The sequence below is a fragment of the Mucilaginibacter sp. genome, from assembly GCF_965225845.1.
GTDB lineage: Bacteria > Bacteroidota > Bacteroidia > Sphingobacteriales > Sphingobacteriaceae > Mucilaginibacter.
This window is the reverse complement of the sequence record NZ_CBDDBL010000001.1, coordinates 644,534-660,006: the sequence shown is the minus strand read 5'-3', so window position 1 is coordinate 660,006 and position 15,473 is coordinate 644,534. Positions and strand designations below refer to the sequence as shown.

The window sequence follows — 15,473 nt, the reverse complement described above, 5'->3', positions numbered from 1 at the left end:
AACTTTCAATTAAAATGTTTCCTAAGCTCCTGTATAGCCATCCTTAAACGGGTTTTAATGGTACCCAGCGGTATGCCTAATTCATCGGCAGCTTCCACATGTGTGTACCCTTTAAAATAAACCAATTCAAGTATCAGCTTTTGTTCCGGCTTTAGCGTCTGCACTAAATCCTTAATACCAAGCAACTCAGGTTTGTAAACTGTGTTCCTTTGTTCGTCTATGAAAGTTACGTTAATTTCAAGTTCTTGGTTTTTGTTCTGATTCTTAAAATCTTTTGAACGAAGTTTATCAATGGCCAGGTTTCGGGCAATATTTACCATCCATGTAAATAATCTGCCTTTTTCGGTACTATAACTGGCAAAAGAGTGCCATATTTTTACAAATGTCTCTTGCAAAACATCTTCTGCCACGGCAGTATCAGCAATTATTCGTGATATAACTCCATACAACGAAGAGGAATACATATCATATAATGCCTCTACCGCGACTTTTTCGTGGTGCCTTAGTGCATGCACTAACTCTTCTTCCGATAATGATATTTTATTACGCTTGCTCAACTCGGTGAAGATATAAAGGAATTATCAGATTTCAAACAAGTGTTTTTCAGCATGATATGATGAGCGGACTAATGGGCCGCTTTCAACATACCTAAAACCCTTCTCGAGGCCAATTTGTTTGTAAAAAGTGAATTGATCCGGATGGATCCAATCAATCACCGGGTGATGGTTGCGTGTTGGCTGTAAATATTGTCCTAAAGTCAATATCTGAACACCTGCATTTAACAGGTCATCCATCGCTTCTAAAACATCGGCTTCGGTTTCGCCCAAACCAAGCATAATACCTGATTTTGTACGTAAACCCGATTTTGATATCCTATTAAGGGCGTCCAAACTACGATCATATTTTGCCTGGATGCGTACTTCTTTAGTTAAACGGCGAACAGTTTCCAGGTTATGTGAAACAACTTCGGGCCTTACTTCAAGCACCCGGTCAAGGTTTTCCCATACACCACGGAAATCCGGCAATAAAGTTTCTAAAGTAGTTTCAGGGCTTTCCCTGCGGATGGCATTGATAGTTTCAGCCCAAATAATCGAACCGCCGTCTTTCAGGTCGTCCCTATCTACAGAGGTGATCACGCAATGTTTTACCTGCATTAACTTAACCGAGTTTGCCACACGGTTTGGCTCATCCAGATCGACAGCCAAAGGCCTGCCGGTTGCTACCGCACAAAACGAACATGAGCGGGTACAAATATTACCCAATATCATAAATGTAGCTGTACCAGCTCCCCAGCACTCGCCCATATTGGGGCAATTACCGCTTTCGCAAATGGTGTGCAGCTTATGTGTATCAACTAAACTACGAACCTGGGCATATTCTTTTCCAACAGGAAGTTTAACCCTAAGCCAATCTGGCTTACGGTTAACCGGCTGTGCAGGAATTACGGGCAGATCAATCATAATACAAATGTAGGTAAAAACCCCTTAATGATATAAAGTGCGAAATATAATTATATTGTATACGGATAATATTACAGTGGGTTGATAGTCATTCTTTTGATAAAGATTTTAAATTTGCCTGCAACAAATCAAATTACATGGCAACCATTGAAACCACATACCTTGGCGATCTGAGAACCGAGGCTACCCATTTACAATCAGGCACAAAAATTTTAACTGACGCGCCAAGTGACAATCAGGGCAAAGGTGAAGCATTTTCGCCAACCGACTTATTAGCTGAATCATTAGCCGGATGTATATTAACTACCATGGCTATTGCTGCACGTACACATAATATTAACATGGATGGTGCGAAGGCAGAAGTAACCAAAGTAATGGTACCTAACCCACGCCGTGTTGGCGAAATTATTGTGAATATTAAATTCCCTGAAGAGTACTCGGATAAAGAAAAGAAAATATTAGAACTTGCCGCTCACGGCTGCCCGGTGCACCTGAGCCTGCACCCGGATTTGAAGAAAACGATTGACTTTGGGTGGTAAGTTTTAAAATCAAAAGTCAAAATTAAAAAGTCAAAAACCCGGTAAGATTTTTGACTTTTTAATTTTGACTTTTAACTTATGCAAGTACTTCCATTGCCTCTTCAATAGAGATGCCTCCGTGAGATTGGTCGAGTATACATTCGCCATCTTTGATCAGCAGCATTTGCGGCGATTCATGGTGAACCTGGAAATCTTCAGCAATTTTGCCTGAAAGATCGCGGTGTTTAATTAAATCTAAAAAATATAAAGGCATATCGGCAGGCAATTTATCCATATCCATTTCAAAGCGCCTTTTTGCCATCATGCTGATAGAGCAGCGTGTGCTGTGTTTAAATATTAAACTATAACCAGCCTGCTGTTTAATCGCATCTACCTGATTCGCCGAGTCCAACGATGTCCAATTCATATTACAAAAGTATTGTTATTATGCTTGTTTAACGTAATTACAGTGTAAACCTGCATTTAGTTTTAAGCATTTGATAATAAAATGACAGACAGGCTATTACCTGGAACCGCGGGGGTAAGTGTTATAAGCAGGACAAAGTTTGCTTGAGCATGATGCTAATGCGCCCAACGTTAAAACTAAAACAGCTATGTAGAGTAATTTTTTCATTCTGTACCTTTTTAGTTTAAACGTATTTCACGCTTACAAGGTTTCAGCCAAATGTGCCATTTTTATGGCAGTAAATGCCGCCTCATCCCCTTTGTTCCCATACTTGCCACCAGCCCTGTCAAATGCCTGCTGATGGTCGTTCGTAGTCAGCACACCAAATATAACCGGTTTTGAATATTTTATAGAAACATTAGCTATGCCGTTTGCAACCGCGTTACAAATAAAATCAAAATGCCTTGTTTCACCCTGTACCACGCATCCTAAACAAATAACAGCGTCAAAGCCACCCTTTTGCAGTAAAAGATCAGCTCCTGAAACTAATTCAAAACTACCGGGAACAGGATAAGTAAATATATTTTCAGCTTTAACATCATATTTAAGCAGGCTTTGATAAGCGCCCTGGTACAATGCATTAGTGATCCCGGCATTCCACTCGGCTACAACAATCCCAAAACGGTATGCAGCACCTGACGGAACTTCGCTATTAGAAAAATCGCTTAAATTTTTATGTTGGCTGGACATTTTGATTCCGGATTTACGATTTCGGATTTACGGATTTATTAAAAGCACCATCCGAAATTCGAAATCAATTACATCTTCGCTTCCGCGCGGGCTATGTATTCGTCAATATTTTGTGCTTCAGCAGTACCGTAATAATCAGTTTTAATTTTTTTGTAAGTTTCGTCAGCTGATTTGTTATCGTTCTCAGCTTCGTAAACCAACCCTAATTTTTTAAGATATAATGGCGATAAGAATTTGTTCTTTGCCTTATCAGCTGCTTTTTTAAAATACGTTTCTGCTTTATCGTAGTCTTTTAACTCAACATAAGCATCTCCTGTACAGCCTAAAGCTTCAGCTGCAATCATGGTATCATCACCATGGTAACTGGTTAAATTATCAATTGCTTTGTTGTAATCACCTTTATTTAAATAAGCGGTACCTAGATAAAAGTAAGCTAGGTTTGCAGCCTTTGTATTGCTGTAATCGTTTAATATTTTAGCAAAACCCGGGTAACCGGCATCACCATTAATAGCTTTATCCCACTCTTTACGTTCCCAAAAATCCTGGGCTACGTGCATTTGGTTGGCCGCAGTAATTTCGCGCGGGGCAAGGTATAGCTTAAGGTATAAAAAATAACCCACAGCCATTACAATTATTGCTGCACCTATAAATAATAAACTTTTTTGATTTTCGCGTACAAATTTACCTGTCTGTCCCAAATCGTTATTAACAGTATTTGCAACAACGTTTGTGGTCTCTTGCTTTTTGGCCATTTCTATTCTAAAATTAAGTTTGCAAACTTACGGTTTTATAAATTTTTCGCAATAGCTTTTGTGTGAATTATTTGCGGCAGAGATTAGAGACTAAAGGTTAGAGATTAATTAATTACGTGAAATTACGTTTTAAGCTAAAAACATAATAACTAATCTCTAATCTCTAACCTCAAATCACTAAATTTGACCATCTCAAATATGTATCTGCAGCAATTATCCGTCATCAATTTTAAAAATTATACCGAAGCCGAATTAACCTTCAGCGATGGCGTAAATGCTTTTACCGGAGATAACGGCGCGGGTAAAACTAACTTGCTGGATGCCATACATTATCTGTCGTTATGTAAAAGCTATTTTAACCCCATTGATACCCAGCAAATCAAGCAGGGGGCAGATTTCTTTATCGTTAACGGCAATTTCAGTAAGAATAATAAGCAGGAGAAGATCGCCTGCGCGGTAAAACGCAACCAGAAAAAACAGTTCAAACACAATAAAAAGGATTATACCCGCCTGGCTGACCATATTGGGCTATTTCCGCTGGTGATGATATCCCCTTATGATACCAGCATTATTACCGAAGGCAGCGAGGAACGCCGTAAGTTTATTGACAACGTGCTATCCCAAACCGACAATCATTACCTGGACGAGGTGATAGCCTATAATAAGGTACTAACCAACCGGAATGCTTTTTTAAAAATGATAGCTGATATTGGCAGATATGACCCACATTTGCTGGAGGTTATGGATGAGCAGTTGATTGAGGCCGGTAACAGCATCTTTAACAAGCGCAAGCTTTTTATGCAGGGCTTTACCGAGATCTTTAATAAACACTACCAATATTTAACCGGTGATGCTGAAAAGGTGGAGTTGATTTATGAGTCGCAATTATTGAATGACGACTTTGCTTCGCTGCTTAAAAAAAGCATTGAACGCGACCGTGTTTTAGAACGGACCACCTCAGGTATCCATAAAGACGACCTGCAATTTATCATTCACGGCTTGCCGATGAAGAAATTTGGCTCACAGGGGCAGCAGAAATCGTTTTTGATAGCACTTAAACTGTCACAGTATACTTTCCTCACACAACAAAAGGGATTTAAACCATTGTTGTTGCTGGATGATATTTTTGATAAACTGGATGATAAGCGTGTTACCAAACTAATGCAAATGGTAAGCGACAATGATTTTGGACAGGTTTTTATTACGGATACCAGTTTAGACCGGGTTGAAACCATATTTAACAATATGGTCGTGCCGATTAAATTATTTAAAGTTAACGGAGGAGAAATTGATGCGTAAGGCCAACGATAAGTCGTTAAAAGAGGCGATAGAGCAAATGCTTAACGTTTATAAAATCAAGAAACGTTACGAGGAAACTGGCATTGTTGCTTACTGGCCGGAGTTAGTGGGTAAATCTGTTGCTAATCGTACTAAAGAGATCTTTATCAGCAATAAAAAACTTTACCTGCGTATAGAATCATCCGTAATAAAGAATGAATTAATGCTGATGAGAAACCAGATAATAACTAAAGTGAACGATAAAGCGAAAGAAATATTAGTTGAAGAGATTATCTTCCTCTAGCCATGCGTAAACGAACCGGAAGGCTTACATAAACTTCATCACGTATTTTTGAATACAAAAAGATGAATATACCCGGCAGTAAAAAAGACAATTGCACTTCAGGATGCGTTTTAAAAAGCTGCGCAAAAAATATGATCAATGAAACTACAATCACCGGATACAATATTAATTTTAATGCGCTTTTCATAACTTCCTGATTTAAAATCTATTTAGAAAAGTAAATGTATAAACAAAATTCCTGTAAAACAAATATTTCGCCAAAAAATTGAAATTTGTTCTACAGGAATTTAAAATAATAACTTTACTAAAATTGCTCAAAAGCCGAGAAGAAAAAGCTGCCTTCAATCTGCGCATTTTCGTCAGAATCAGATCCGTGTATAGCGTTCGCGTCAATTGATTTTGCAAATTTATTGCGAATAGTTCCTGCATCGGCTTTAGCCGGGTCGGTAGCGCCAATCAACTTACGGAAATCTTCAATTGCGTTGTCCTTCTCCAATATTGCAGCCACTATCGGGCCTGATGACATAAAGCCAACCAAATCATTGTAAAAAGGGCGTTCACTGTGTACAGCGTAAAACTGGCCTGCTTTTTCAGCACTTAAAAAGGTATATTTCATAGCAACCAATTTAAAGCCGCTTTTTATAATTTGGTCAATAATTGCACCTGTGTGCCCTGCTGCAACCGCATCAGGCTTAACCATTGTGAATGTTCTGTTACTTGCCATAGTGTTTTTAAAATTGGTGCAAAAGTAATGTTTTTAATTTAAGTATAAAGTCGCGGGCAGGTATTGCTTTTTTATACAATATATAATAGGTAAAGCCTTTATCATAATCAAAACAAAAAAATGTTTTACTTATCTGTCAATGAGTTGGAAATTTATTTAGCTTTGCAACTCTTTTTTAGAAATTGATGTTAGATACTGCTTCGCTTATTGATCTTTTATCGCAACCCCAAAAAATAGTCATTACTACCCATCATAAACCTGATGGTGATGCTATGGGTTCTTCATTAGGCATGTATAATTATTTGATACAGCAGGGGCACCATGCCACAGTTATTACCCCAACAGATTATCCGCAATTTTTAAATTGGATGCCGGGCAATGGCGATGTTATGATATACACCGATCATATTGCTGAAGCAGATGCGTTAATAGCCAATGCCGACATTATATTTTGCCTTGATTTTAACGCGCTCGTCCGTATTAACGAAATGGGCGAAAGAGTTGGCGAAAGCAAGGCGAAAAAGATCATGATAGACCATCACCTGGAACCACAGGATTTTGACGATTATCGCCATTGGGATATTAATGCCTGTGCTGCCGCGCAATTGGTATACACCTTTATAGTTGATATACTTGGCCATAAAGAATTAGTTAACGCCGATGTAGCCAGCTGCCTTTATACAGGAATAATGACGGATTCTGCATCGTTCCGATTGCCTAATACAACATCAGCAGTGCATCGCATTGTTGCCGACCTGATTGATGCCGGCGCACCAAACGCGCGTATACACGAGCTGGTTTACAACGATTCAACCGAAACAAGGCTGAGGTTTTTAGGCCATTGCCTGGCAAATAAGCTACAGGTGTTTAATGAATACAATACCGCGCTTATTACTGTTACAGCCGAAGAACTGAAAGAATATGACGTTATTACCGGCGATACTGAAGGAATAGTTAACTATGCGCTATCAATAAGTAATGTGCGTTTAGCTGCATTTATAGTTGAACGTAAAGATAAAGTAAAGCTATCTTTGCGCTCTAAGGGAGATTTTCCGGCAAATGAAATATGTAAAAAGTATTTTAGTGGCGGCGGTCACCGTAATGCGGCAGGTGGTGTATCAACAGGCAGCCTGGCACAGGTTGTTGAAGAATTTAAATTAATTTTACCTAAATATAAAAATCTATTAATTCAATAATTAAAAAATGAAAAAAACCCTAATGTTTTTAGCTCTTGCGTCAGTGGGATTAGCAAGCTGCAATGGCGGATTTAAGAAAGGTGACGGAGGTATGCTGTATGACATATACGTAGACAAAGGCGGACCAAAAATTCAGTCCGGCGATTTTGTTAGCGTTAACCTGATAGCAAAAAGGGACGATGATTCAGTATTATTCAGCACTTACGAAACAGGCCGCGCCGTACAAACTTTGGTTCCAAAACCACAGTTTAAAGGTGATATTTTTACAGGTTTACAACAATTAGCCCAGGGCGATAGCGCTACCATTAAAATTGATGCCGACTCCATGTTTAAAAAAGGACAGCAAAGGCCACCTACCTTTAAAGGCAAATATTTAGTATATACTATTAAAGTTGATAAAGTTATTCCTAAAGGTACTTTAAGCGACCAGGTTTTTCAGGCTGAAATAACTGATTACATGAAAGCACAGGCACAAGTATTTAAGCTACGCGAGCCGGCAGCTATTAAAAAATATATAGCTGATAATAAACTTAATGTTAAAGAAACCCCTGATAGCTTATACTATGTAATTACTCAACCAGGTACAGGCCCAACCGCAGCGGTTGGCGACACTGCAGTAGTAAACTACACCGGTAAATTACTTAACGGAAAAGTTTTTGATACATCTGTTAAAGACGAAGCGGTTAAGGGTAAATTGCCGATCAACCCAATGGGTCAATACAAACCGATCCACATCCCGGTAGGCCAAAAAAGAGTTATACCAGGATGGGACGAGGGCTTGCAATTGTTAAACAAAGGTGCAAAAGCAATATTTGTTATACCGTCAAACCTTGCTTACGGCGAGCGTGGGATGTCAGTTATCAGCCCATACACTCCAATAGCGTTTGAAATTGAAATGGTTGATATTATTAAACCAAACCCTAACGCGCCAAAACCGGTTGCCCCGGTAATGCCAAACATTCAGCAATTACAACACCCGGCTCCTGTTAAAAAATAATTTAAACATATACCTTCCCGCTAAACCCGGGAAGGTTTTTTTATTTATATGAAGAAATACATTTTTAGTATTTTAATAATTTGCGTTGCTGCTATTACAGTTAATGCACAAAATAATATGCAGCGTACCGCTAAGGGCGTTCAGTACATTATTTTTACACATAATTCCGGCGATAAGATCAAAGAGAACGATGTTATCACCCTTGACGTTGTCCAGAAAACAGATAAGGATTCGCTGATATCAAGCACTTACACCATGGGGCATCCAATTAAAATTCAGGTGCAGCCGTCACAGGCCCTTACAGATATGATGGACATCTTTCCGCTACTTGCGCTTAACGATAGCGTATTGGTTAAAATGCCTTCGGATTCTGTGTTTAAAGGTCACGAAGATAGCCGCCCGCCTTTTTTTCCGGCAGGCAGCCATATTAATTTTATTATCAAGGTTCAAAAGATACAATCGCTTAGCGATGCAATCGCCGAGCGTAATGCTGATATAGCCAAAGTACGAGCAAATGAAAGCGCTGATGCCGCCAAATATATCGCCGACAACAAATTAGTAGTACAAACCACGCCATCCGGTTTAAAATATGTGATCACTAAAACATCTATTAAACCAAAACCTTTAAATGGAGATACGGTGATGGTAAACTATGCAGGCAAATTATTAAACGGACAATTATTTGACTCCAACATCGAGGCTGTTGCAAAAGCATCAGGCATGGATCAGCCTGGCCGTACGTATGAACCTATAAAGTTCCCTGTTGGTACAGGCCAGGTTATTAAAGGCTGGGATGAAGGCCTGCTTTTATTGCATGAAGGCGAAAAAGCCATCTTCATCATTCCATCATCTTTAGGTTATGGCGATGAGGGCAGCGGGCCAATACCGCCTGCCAGCACATTAGTTTTTGATGTTGAACTGGTTGGTGTAAAGCGAATAAAACATGCACCTGTTGCACCGGTTAAAAAGCCGCTGCATAAAAAACATTATCCCGTTAAAAAAACAACAAGCAATTAATATAAAGCCTCCTGATAACCGGGAGGCTTTTTTATTTTTGTACGATGGTACTTACCGATACACATACCCACCTATATTACGAAACCGACGGGGTAAAACGCGCCGCACTTATGCAACGCTGCGCCGATAACGGCATTACCCGTTTATTTTTACCCAATGTTGATGTGTCATCATCAGAACAGGTATTTGATCTGGCTTCGGAATATCCTGATAAGTGCTACTCTATGCTTGGCTTACACCCCTGTTCAGTTAAAGCAGATTGGGAAACTGTTCTGGAAGAAATTTGGAGCAGTCAGCAAGGCCGTAAAATATATGCCATAGGCGAAATTGGCATAGACCTTTATTGGGATAAAACAACCCTGCCCGAGCAAATATTAGCATTTAAAGCCCAGATAAAAAGAGCCAAAGAACTAAAATTACCCATCGTGATCCACTGTCGCGAAGCCTTTGACGAGGTGTTTAGTGTACTCGAAGAAGAGCACTGTGATGACCTCAGGGGCATTTTACATTGTTTTACCGGAAACAATCAACAAGCACTTAAAGCCATCAACCTTGGCTTTTATTTAGGAATTGGCGGCGTGGTAACCTACAAAAACGGTGGATTAGATAAATTTTTAGCAGAAATTGACTTACAACATATCGTTTTAGAGACAGATTCTCCGTACCTTTCACCCGTTCCGTACCGGGGTAAACCTAATGAAAGTTCATACTTAATTTACATTGCCCAAAAAGTGGCGGAGCTATATCAACTCAGCGTTGAAGAGGTGGCTGATGTTACCACCCAAAATTCAAAGCAAATATTTGGTATATAATTAATTTATTGATCCTGATTTTAATTTATTCATGAGCCAGATTCTGATCATCTATACCGGCGGTACCATAGGTATGATGAGCGACCCTGTTACAAAGGTGCTCAAGCCCATCAACTTTGAGCAAATAATGGATAACGTTCCTGAGCTTGATAAATTAAACTGTAAAATAAAGGTACACTCGTTCGACAAGATCATCGATTCATCAAACATGAACCCCGAGATCTGGAGTGAGCTTGCCAGCCTGATCGAATCGCATTATAACGATGTAGATGGATTTGTGATCCTGCATGGTTCTGATACAATGTCATACACCGCTTCGGTAATGAGCTTTATGCTGGAGAACCTGGCTAAGCCGGTGATCTTCACCGGGTCTCAGCTCCCCATCAGCGCCATCCGCACCGATGCGAAGGAAAATTTAATGACCGCCATTGAAATTGCCTACGCAAAAAAGAATGACCGGGCGCGTGTACCCGAAGTATGTATCTATTTTGATTATAAACTTTTTAGGGGAAACCGCTCATTTAAATATAACTCATCTAAATTCGAAGCATTCCGTTCACCAAACTACCCTATTCTGGCTGAATCCGGCGTCCATTTACGTTTCAGCGCAAATGATATCCGCCAGCCTGCCGATGCGCCGATGATCGTGCATAAAAACCTGGTTAGCGACGTTGCCGTACTGAAACTTTATCCCGGCATAAGTGCTAAAGTGGTTGAAACTATTTTAAAGGCTGATGTGCGTGGTGTAGTGATGGAAACATTTGGCGCGGGCAATACCACCACTGAGCAATGGTTTATAGACCTGCTTAAGGATGCCATTAAAAGCGGAAAAGTGATCCTGGATATCTCGCAATGCAAAGTTGGCACTGTTGAACTTGGCCGTTATGAAACCAGCAAGGAATTAAAGGATATGGGCGTAGCTAATGGTTATGACATGACCTTCGAATCCGCTGTTACCAAAATGATGTACCTGCTTGGCCAAAGTGATGATCCGTTGCAGGTGAAGGAATGGCTGGAGACAGACCTTCGTGGCGAGATCACGGTATCGTAGACGAGGGCGCTTAACGCTCCGGCTTCGACGCGCAGCAAGTGAGAAATTTTAAATTTAATAAGTCAAAGAACTACCGGTTCGCTTTCACAAGCAGATAATTAGTTTAAGAAAAATTGTTGTTTGCGGGTGCCTCCGCCAAAGGTTACTCCAAATTTACGGGGAATAAATTGGAATAACGCTGACACTATTTTGTCAGTACCTGACTACTCGCGCAATTGACCCCATACATACAATGCTTCGCTTGTCGACCTTCTCTTGGTCTTCGATGCATACAGAGTAAAATCGAATTACGTTAAAATCTGTTAAATAAACACCTCTATCTTAAAGCTTTATCATAAATAAATTACTTTTGAATATAACCTACCGCATTATGTTCAAAAGCTACTTTAAACTTGCCCTGCGCAATCTGTGGAAAAGAAAGACAACCACTTTTATCAATGTATTTGGCCTGGCTATAGGTTTAGCTTGTTGCGCGCTGGTTTTCCTTTTTGTGCAGCATGAATTTAGCTTTGATAAGGGTTTTAATGATGCAGATAACATCTACCGGGTAATCACCACCTTTAAAGATGGCTCCGCCCCTACTACGGTGATGCCTTTTGCCACTTACTTAAAAAGTGAGATCCCCGAAATAAAACAGGTAAGCAGGCTCGATGCATCCAAATGTACTTGCGTGATACAGGTAAATGATGGTAATGATCATACTCCCTATACGGTTGACAACGGTTACTGGGCCGATCCATCATTTTTTGATATATTTTCTTTTCACTTCTCGCAAGGAAACCGGAATACCGCTTTCAACTCATCTAACACTATTGTAATAGCCGAGCCGCTTGCACAAAAGCTTTTTGGCAATAGTAACGCAGTAGGCAGGACCATCAAAACCGATAATAACATTTACACTGTAACAGGGGTGTTTAAAAAAGATTTTCTAAATCATATCAATGCTGATTTTTTCGCTTCAAATAATAGCAATGGCGTACGCGAGAAGATTGCATCGGTCCATAACTGGATAGTTGACCCTAATTATTATTGCTACGTAAGCCTGAAACCCGGCAGCAATAAACAACATGTGATTAACGAGCTGAAAGCTTACATGCAAAGCCATGCGGCAGCTGATATGAAATCAACCAATGATAAAGTGAGCAGCTCATTACAGGCACTAACGGATATTCATTTACATTCATCGCAATATCAAAGTTATATGGAGGTTAAGCAGGGTAACCTGAAATATTTGTATCTGCTGGGCAGTATAGCTTTAACGATATTACTACTCGGTTGTATTAACTACATGAACCTATCAACCGCGCAGGCTATTGACCGTGCCCGGGAAGTTGGTGTGCGCCGGGTTATGGGTGCAGACAAATCAGCCATACGTTACCAATTTTTGATGGAAACGGTCACGATAAGTTTAATGGCTTTAGTAGCAGGCGTTATACTTGGATTTATTTTGCTTCCGGTATTTAATCAAATGACCGGACAACAATTGTCCTTTTTCGCGCCGGAAAACAGCACGCTTATTTTATGGATGTTGCTCGTAACCTTGACGACTGGTTTACTCGCGGGAATTTACCCTGCCTGGTACCTGGCGGCATTTAACCCGGTAAAAGTACTTAAGGGAAAAGCCAGCGACTCATCAAGCCTGGTAAATATCCGTACAGTATTGGTATCATTGCAGTTTATCATTTCTACCTGCCTCATATTCGCCACACTGGTAATATGGAAACAATTGAACTTTATGATCAATGCCAAACCGGGCTTCGATCAGGATCAGCAATTGGTTATCAATTTAAATACGGATCAGGCCAGGAATAATATCGCTTATTTCCGGGATCAGTTGGCCAGCAATCCTAACTTTCAACAAGTAAGTGCCGCGGCAAGCGGACTTATCTCAGGGGATATGAATATGTATGCGCAAGGGAAAACGGTTAATGATAAACATGAAGTTTTTTTGAACCTGGTTGATGATCATTATTTAAAAACGGTGGGTATCAAACTGATATCGGGTACTAATTTTACACCAATTAGCTTCACCAATAAAAATACAGCACTCGACCTGGAAGCGACTGACATCGGCAGACAAGTGATCATTAACGAGGAAGCCGCTAAAGCTTTAGGACTAAACCCTTATACAGCGCCGGGGAATCATTTGTCGCGGTTTTATAACGGTGTAGTTTATAACTATAAAATTATGGGCGTGATGAAGGATTATCACTTTTTCTCGCTGCATAGCGCGATTGGTGCTTGTATGATCATGCCTGCAAATCCTATACGGTTTAGTACTATTATAGCTAAGGTTAAAGGTAATGATATGTCTGCGGCTATAAAATATAGCCAGCAAGTATGGAAAACGCTAAATCCGGATACGCCTTTCACCTACGGATTTTTAAATGACAGTTTTAAATGGGATTATCTCCAGGATCAGCGCGAACAGCAAATGATGGCTACCTGTACCATTATAGCGATACTAATATCAGGCCTGGGATTATTAGGATTGATAACTTATAGCGTAAATCAACGCGCTAAAGAAATAGGAATAAGAAAAGTTATAGGTGCAAGCGTAAGCAGCATTGTTGTACTATTCTACAAAAAATACTTCAAGCTGATATTAATTGCCAATCTGGCGGCACTACCCCTGGCATGGTATTATATGAATAAATGGTTGAGTAATTTTCCCTACCGGGTTGAGATAGGTTGGTTAACTTTTATGTTGTCTCTGTCGGCTGGAGTTGTCATCGCGTTTTTTACAATAGCTATAAAAACAATCAGTGCGGCAGTTGCTAATCCTATAATAAGTTTGAGAAGTGAGTAATTGTAAAGTTTATCGCCCTACCCTTTTTACTTGATTGTACCGCTATTTTCTTCAACAACAATTTCAAATACTGCAATTTATTAAACCCGATACTTAATTAATGTCAATTATACATGTATAAAATTGCATTTATTTAAATAACTCAATTATTTTTTTTGTTGAAATTAAGTTTACATTAGCATTTGTAAAACTAATTTTTGCGATTAAATTGATACAAAAAGGCGTTTAAGTGGTGTCATAATTCGATAGATTTCAATTGAAGTGCATCATAACAACAGGTGAAAATAATGGGTAATAATGGTCATATTAATATAAAGGAACTTGCGCGGCACCTAAACCTGTCCAAGTCTACTGTTTCCAGGGCGTTTACCGGGCATAGTGATATTAACCTCGAAACTAAAGAACGTATCCTAAGAGTCGCCAAAGAACTTAACTACCTGCCCAATCATCACGCAAGTAACCTTCGTGCCCAAAAAAGTAAAAACATAGCTATTATAGTTCCCGAGATCGCTAATAATTTTTTTTCGCAAGCCATTGATGGCATTGAGACTGTAGCGCGCGAAAAAGGTTACCATTTGCTGATCTATTTAACTGCCGATAATTTTGAAAGTGAAGTTGCCTATGTAAATGATCTGTACAATGGGCGTGCTGATGGGATCATAATGTCGGTATCCGGTGAGGCAAATGATCACAGCTACATGAACAAGCTGGAAAAAAAACATATACCCCTTGTATTTTTTGATAGGGTTTATGATGATATAAACACAGCTAAAGTAACCACGGACGATTATGCGAGTAGCTTTGAAGGCACCATGCATTTAGTTGAAGCCGGTTGTAAAGATATCGCCTTTTTAGTTACTAATAAACAGCTCTCCATCGGTAAAATGCGTATGCAGGGTTACTTGGATGCATTAAGACATGCGGGCCTGCCTTTTAAAGATGAGTTGATTGTTGATTGCAGTAATGACATTAACCTAAATTATACCATACTTACCAATGCGTTTAAAACACTAACTATTGATGGAGTTTTCGCTTCGGTTGAGCGTTTGGCCTTCGCTACCTATTATGTGTGCCATGATATGGAGATCAATATACCTAACCAGGTAAAAGTTATCAGTTTTTCAAGCCTTGAAATAGCGCCTCTATTAAATCCAGGCCTTACAACAATTAAACAACCTGCATACGAAATGGGTATTGAGGCAGCAAATTTATTATTTAAAATGCTCGCCCAGGAAGAACCTGTTAATGACAGAATAGTATTATCGTCCAAAATTGTGCCCCGCAACTCAACACTATAGTTCAGTACACTAAGGCCTAATTTCCCATTGTAATAATTTCAATACTTTATACTTTTTTTACGTTTTTAGGCAGAATTTTAGCTTACCCACCCACAAGTTAT

Annotated in this window: 17 protein-coding genes; 10 read left to right on the top strand and 7 right to left on the bottom strand. The window is 39.6% G+C overall.

The features are described from left to right. Positions 1–5: 5 nt before the first annotated feature. Both ACYZ0U_RS03100 and lipA read right to left on the bottom strand, forming a co-directional pair. Positions 6–557: an RNA polymerase sigma factor gene (locus tag ACYZ0U_RS03100; RefSeq protein WP_461449697.1), complete on the bottom strand. Its 552-nt coding sequence runs from the start codon at positions 555–557 to the stop codon at positions 6–8. A gap of 24 nt (positions 558–581) precedes the next feature. Beyond that, positions 582–1,460: a lipoyl synthase gene (gene lipA, locus ACYZ0U_RS03095; RefSeq protein WP_461449695.1), complete on the bottom strand. Its 879-nt coding sequence runs from the start codon at positions 1,458–1,460 to the stop codon at positions 582–584. Between the two features lie 137 nt (positions 1,461–1,597). Between lipA and ACYZ0U_RS03090 the strand changes: the two genes are divergently transcribed. Continuing rightward, the gene (locus ACYZ0U_RS03090) at positions 1,598–1,999 is read left to right on the top strand and encodes an OsmC family protein (RefSeq protein ID WP_461449693.1); all 402 of its coding nucleotides are present in this window, start codon (positions 1,598–1,600) and stop codon (positions 1,997–1,999) included. A gap of 76 nt (positions 2,000–2,075) precedes the next feature. Here the strand turns inward: ACYZ0U_RS03090 and ytxJ are convergent, their stop codons facing one another. The 3 genes from ytxJ to ACYZ0U_RS03075 all read right to left on the bottom strand — a co-directional run bounded on the left by ytxJ (position 2,076) and on the right by ACYZ0U_RS03075 (position 3,886). Next, complete coding sequence (ytxJ, locus tag ACYZ0U_RS03085; protein WP_461449691.1) at positions 2,076–2,405, bottom strand: bacillithiol system redox-active protein YtxJ; 330 nt, start codon at positions 2,403–2,405, stop codon at positions 2,076–2,078. Between the two features lie 240 nt (positions 2,406–2,645). After that, entirely contained in the window at positions 2,646–3,134 is a 489-nt protein-coding gene (gene ribH, locus ACYZ0U_RS03080) for a 6,7-dimethyl-8-ribityllumazine synthase (protein ID WP_461449689.1), read from the bottom strand. A 68-nt stretch (positions 3,135–3,202) separates the two neighbouring features. Continuing rightward, on the bottom strand, positions 3,203–3,886 hold the full coding sequence (locus ACYZ0U_RS03075; RefSeq protein ID WP_461449687.1) for a tetratricopeptide repeat protein: 684 nt from the start codon (positions 3,884–3,886) through the stop codon (positions 3,203–3,205). A gap of 198 nt (positions 3,887–4,084) precedes the next feature. Here ACYZ0U_RS03075 and recF point away from each other — a divergent pair, with 198 nt between their 5' ends. Both recF and ACYZ0U_RS03065 read left to right on the top strand, forming a co-directional pair. After that, positions 4,085–5,185 (top strand): DNA replication/repair protein RecF, encoded by a 1,101-nt coding sequence (gene recF / locus ACYZ0U_RS03070; RefSeq protein ID WP_461450004.1) that lies wholly within the window; start codon positions 4,085–4,087, stop codon positions 5,183–5,185. After that, entirely contained in the window at positions 5,178–5,468 is a 291-nt protein-coding gene (locus ACYZ0U_RS03065) for a DciA family protein (protein WP_461449685.1), read from the top strand. The genes recF and ACYZ0U_RS03065 overlap by 8 nt, the downstream gene beginning before the upstream one ends. On the opposite strand, the gene ACYZ0U_RS03060 is transcribed toward ACYZ0U_RS03065, so the two are convergent. Continuing rightward, complete coding sequence (locus ACYZ0U_RS03060) at positions 5,455–5,655, bottom strand: hypothetical protein (protein ID WP_461449683.1); 201 nt, start codon at positions 5,653–5,655, stop codon at positions 5,455–5,457. The two genes, ACYZ0U_RS03065 and ACYZ0U_RS03060, sit on opposite strands and share 14 nt — an antisense overlap. Positions 5,656–5,772: 117 nt before the next feature. Next, entirely contained in the window at positions 5,773–6,192 is a 420-nt protein-coding gene (locus ACYZ0U_RS03055; protein ID WP_461449681.1) for a nucleoside-diphosphate kinase, read from the bottom strand. 185 nt (positions 6,193–6,377) lie between these two features. On the opposite strand from ACYZ0U_RS03055, the gene ACYZ0U_RS03050 reads away from it, so the two are divergent. From ACYZ0U_RS03050 to ACYZ0U_RS03020, 7 genes are all read left to right on the top strand, one after another. Further along, positions 6,378–7,388, top strand: a complete 1,011-nt coding sequence (locus ACYZ0U_RS03050; RefSeq protein ID WP_461449679.1) for a DHH family phosphoesterase — start codon at positions 6,378–6,380, stop codon at positions 7,386–7,388. A gap of 7 nt (positions 7,389–7,395) precedes the next feature. Further along, a complete protein-coding gene (locus tag ACYZ0U_RS03045; protein ID WP_461449677.1) occupies positions 7,396–8,385 on the top strand; it encodes an FKBP-type peptidyl-prolyl cis-trans isomerase in 990 nt (329 codons plus the stop codon). Positions 8,386–8,433: 48 nt separating this feature from the next. Beyond that, on the top strand, positions 8,434–9,402 hold the full coding sequence (locus tag ACYZ0U_RS03040) for an FKBP-type peptidyl-prolyl cis-trans isomerase (RefSeq protein WP_461449675.1): 969 nt from the start codon (positions 8,434–8,436) through the stop codon (positions 9,400–9,402). A 44-nt stretch (positions 9,403–9,446) separates the two neighbouring features. Further along, a complete protein-coding gene (locus tag ACYZ0U_RS03035; RefSeq protein WP_461449673.1) occupies positions 9,447–10,214 on the top strand; it encodes a TatD family hydrolase in 768 nt (255 codons plus the stop codon). Between the two features lie 31 nt (positions 10,215–10,245). Further along, on the top strand, positions 10,246–11,265 hold the full coding sequence (locus ACYZ0U_RS03030) for an asparaginase (protein WP_461449671.1): 1,020 nt from the start codon (positions 10,246–10,248) through the stop codon (positions 11,263–11,265). A 349-nt stretch (positions 11,266–11,614) separates the two neighbouring features. Continuing rightward, positions 11,615–14,074 (top strand): ABC transporter permease, encoded by a 2,460-nt coding sequence (locus ACYZ0U_RS03025; protein WP_461449669.1) that lies wholly within the window; start codon positions 11,615–11,617, stop codon positions 14,072–14,074. Positions 14,075–14,361: 287 nt separating this feature from the next. Next, a complete protein-coding gene (locus tag ACYZ0U_RS03020; RefSeq protein ID WP_461449667.1) occupies positions 14,362–15,372 on the top strand; it encodes a LacI family DNA-binding transcriptional regulator in 1,011 nt (336 codons plus the stop codon). The last annotated feature ends 101 nt before the right edge of the window (positions 15,373–15,473 follow it).

What these genes read in the sequence shown, in the direction of transcription:
- lipA (WP_461449695.1), bottom strand. Translation starts at nt 1,460, where the DNA reads ATGATTGATCTGCCCGTAATTCCTGCACAGCCGGTTAACCGTAAGCCA.
- ACYZ0U_RS03090 (WP_461449693.1), top strand. Translation starts at nt 1,598, where the DNA reads ATGGCAACCATTGAAACCACATACCTTGGCGATCTGAGAACCGAGGCT.
- ytxJ (WP_461449691.1), bottom strand. Translation starts at nt 2,405, where the DNA reads ATGAATTGGACATCGTTGGACTCGGCGAATCAGGTAGATGCGATTAAA.
- ribH (WP_461449689.1), bottom strand. Translation starts at nt 3,134, where the DNA reads ATGTCCAGCCAACATAAAAATTTAAGCGATTTTTCTAATAGCGAAGTT.
- ACYZ0U_RS03075 (WP_461449687.1), bottom strand. Translation starts at nt 3,886, where the DNA reads ATGGCCAAAAAGCAAGAGACCACAAACGTTGTTGCAAATACTGTTAAT.
- recF (WP_461450004.1), top strand. Translation starts at nt 4,085, where the DNA reads ATGTATCTGCAGCAATTATCCGTCATCAATTTTAAAAATTATACCGAA.
- ACYZ0U_RS03065 (WP_461449685.1), top strand. Translation starts at nt 5,178, where the DNA reads ATGCGTAAGGCCAACGATAAGTCGTTAAAAGAGGCGATAGAGCAAATG.
- ACYZ0U_RS03060 (WP_461449683.1), bottom strand. Translation starts at nt 5,655, where the DNA reads ATGAAAAGCGCATTAAAATTAATATTGTATCCGGTGATTGTAGTTTCA.
- ACYZ0U_RS03055 (WP_461449681.1), bottom strand. Translation starts at nt 6,192, where the DNA reads ATGGCAAGTAACAGAACATTCACAATGGTTAAGCCTGATGCGGTTGCA.
- ACYZ0U_RS03050 (WP_461449679.1), top strand. Translation starts at nt 6,378, where the DNA reads ATGTTAGATACTGCTTCGCTTATTGATCTTTTATCGCAACCCCAAAAA.
- ACYZ0U_RS03045 (WP_461449677.1), top strand. Translation starts at nt 7,396, where the DNA reads ATGAAAAAAACCCTAATGTTTTTAGCTCTTGCGTCAGTGGGATTAGCA.
- ACYZ0U_RS03040 (WP_461449675.1), top strand. Translation starts at nt 8,434, where the DNA reads ATGAAGAAATACATTTTTAGTATTTTAATAATTTGCGTTGCTGCTATT.
- ACYZ0U_RS03035 (WP_461449673.1), top strand. Translation starts at nt 9,447, where the DNA reads ATGGTACTTACCGATACACATACCCACCTATATTACGAAACCGACGGG.
- ACYZ0U_RS03030 (WP_461449671.1), top strand. Translation starts at nt 10,246, where the DNA reads ATGAGCCAGATTCTGATCATCTATACCGGCGGTACCATAGGTATGATG.
- ACYZ0U_RS03020 (WP_461449667.1), top strand. Translation starts at nt 14,362, where the DNA reads ATGGGTAATAATGGTCATATTAATATAAAGGAACTTGCGCGGCACCTA.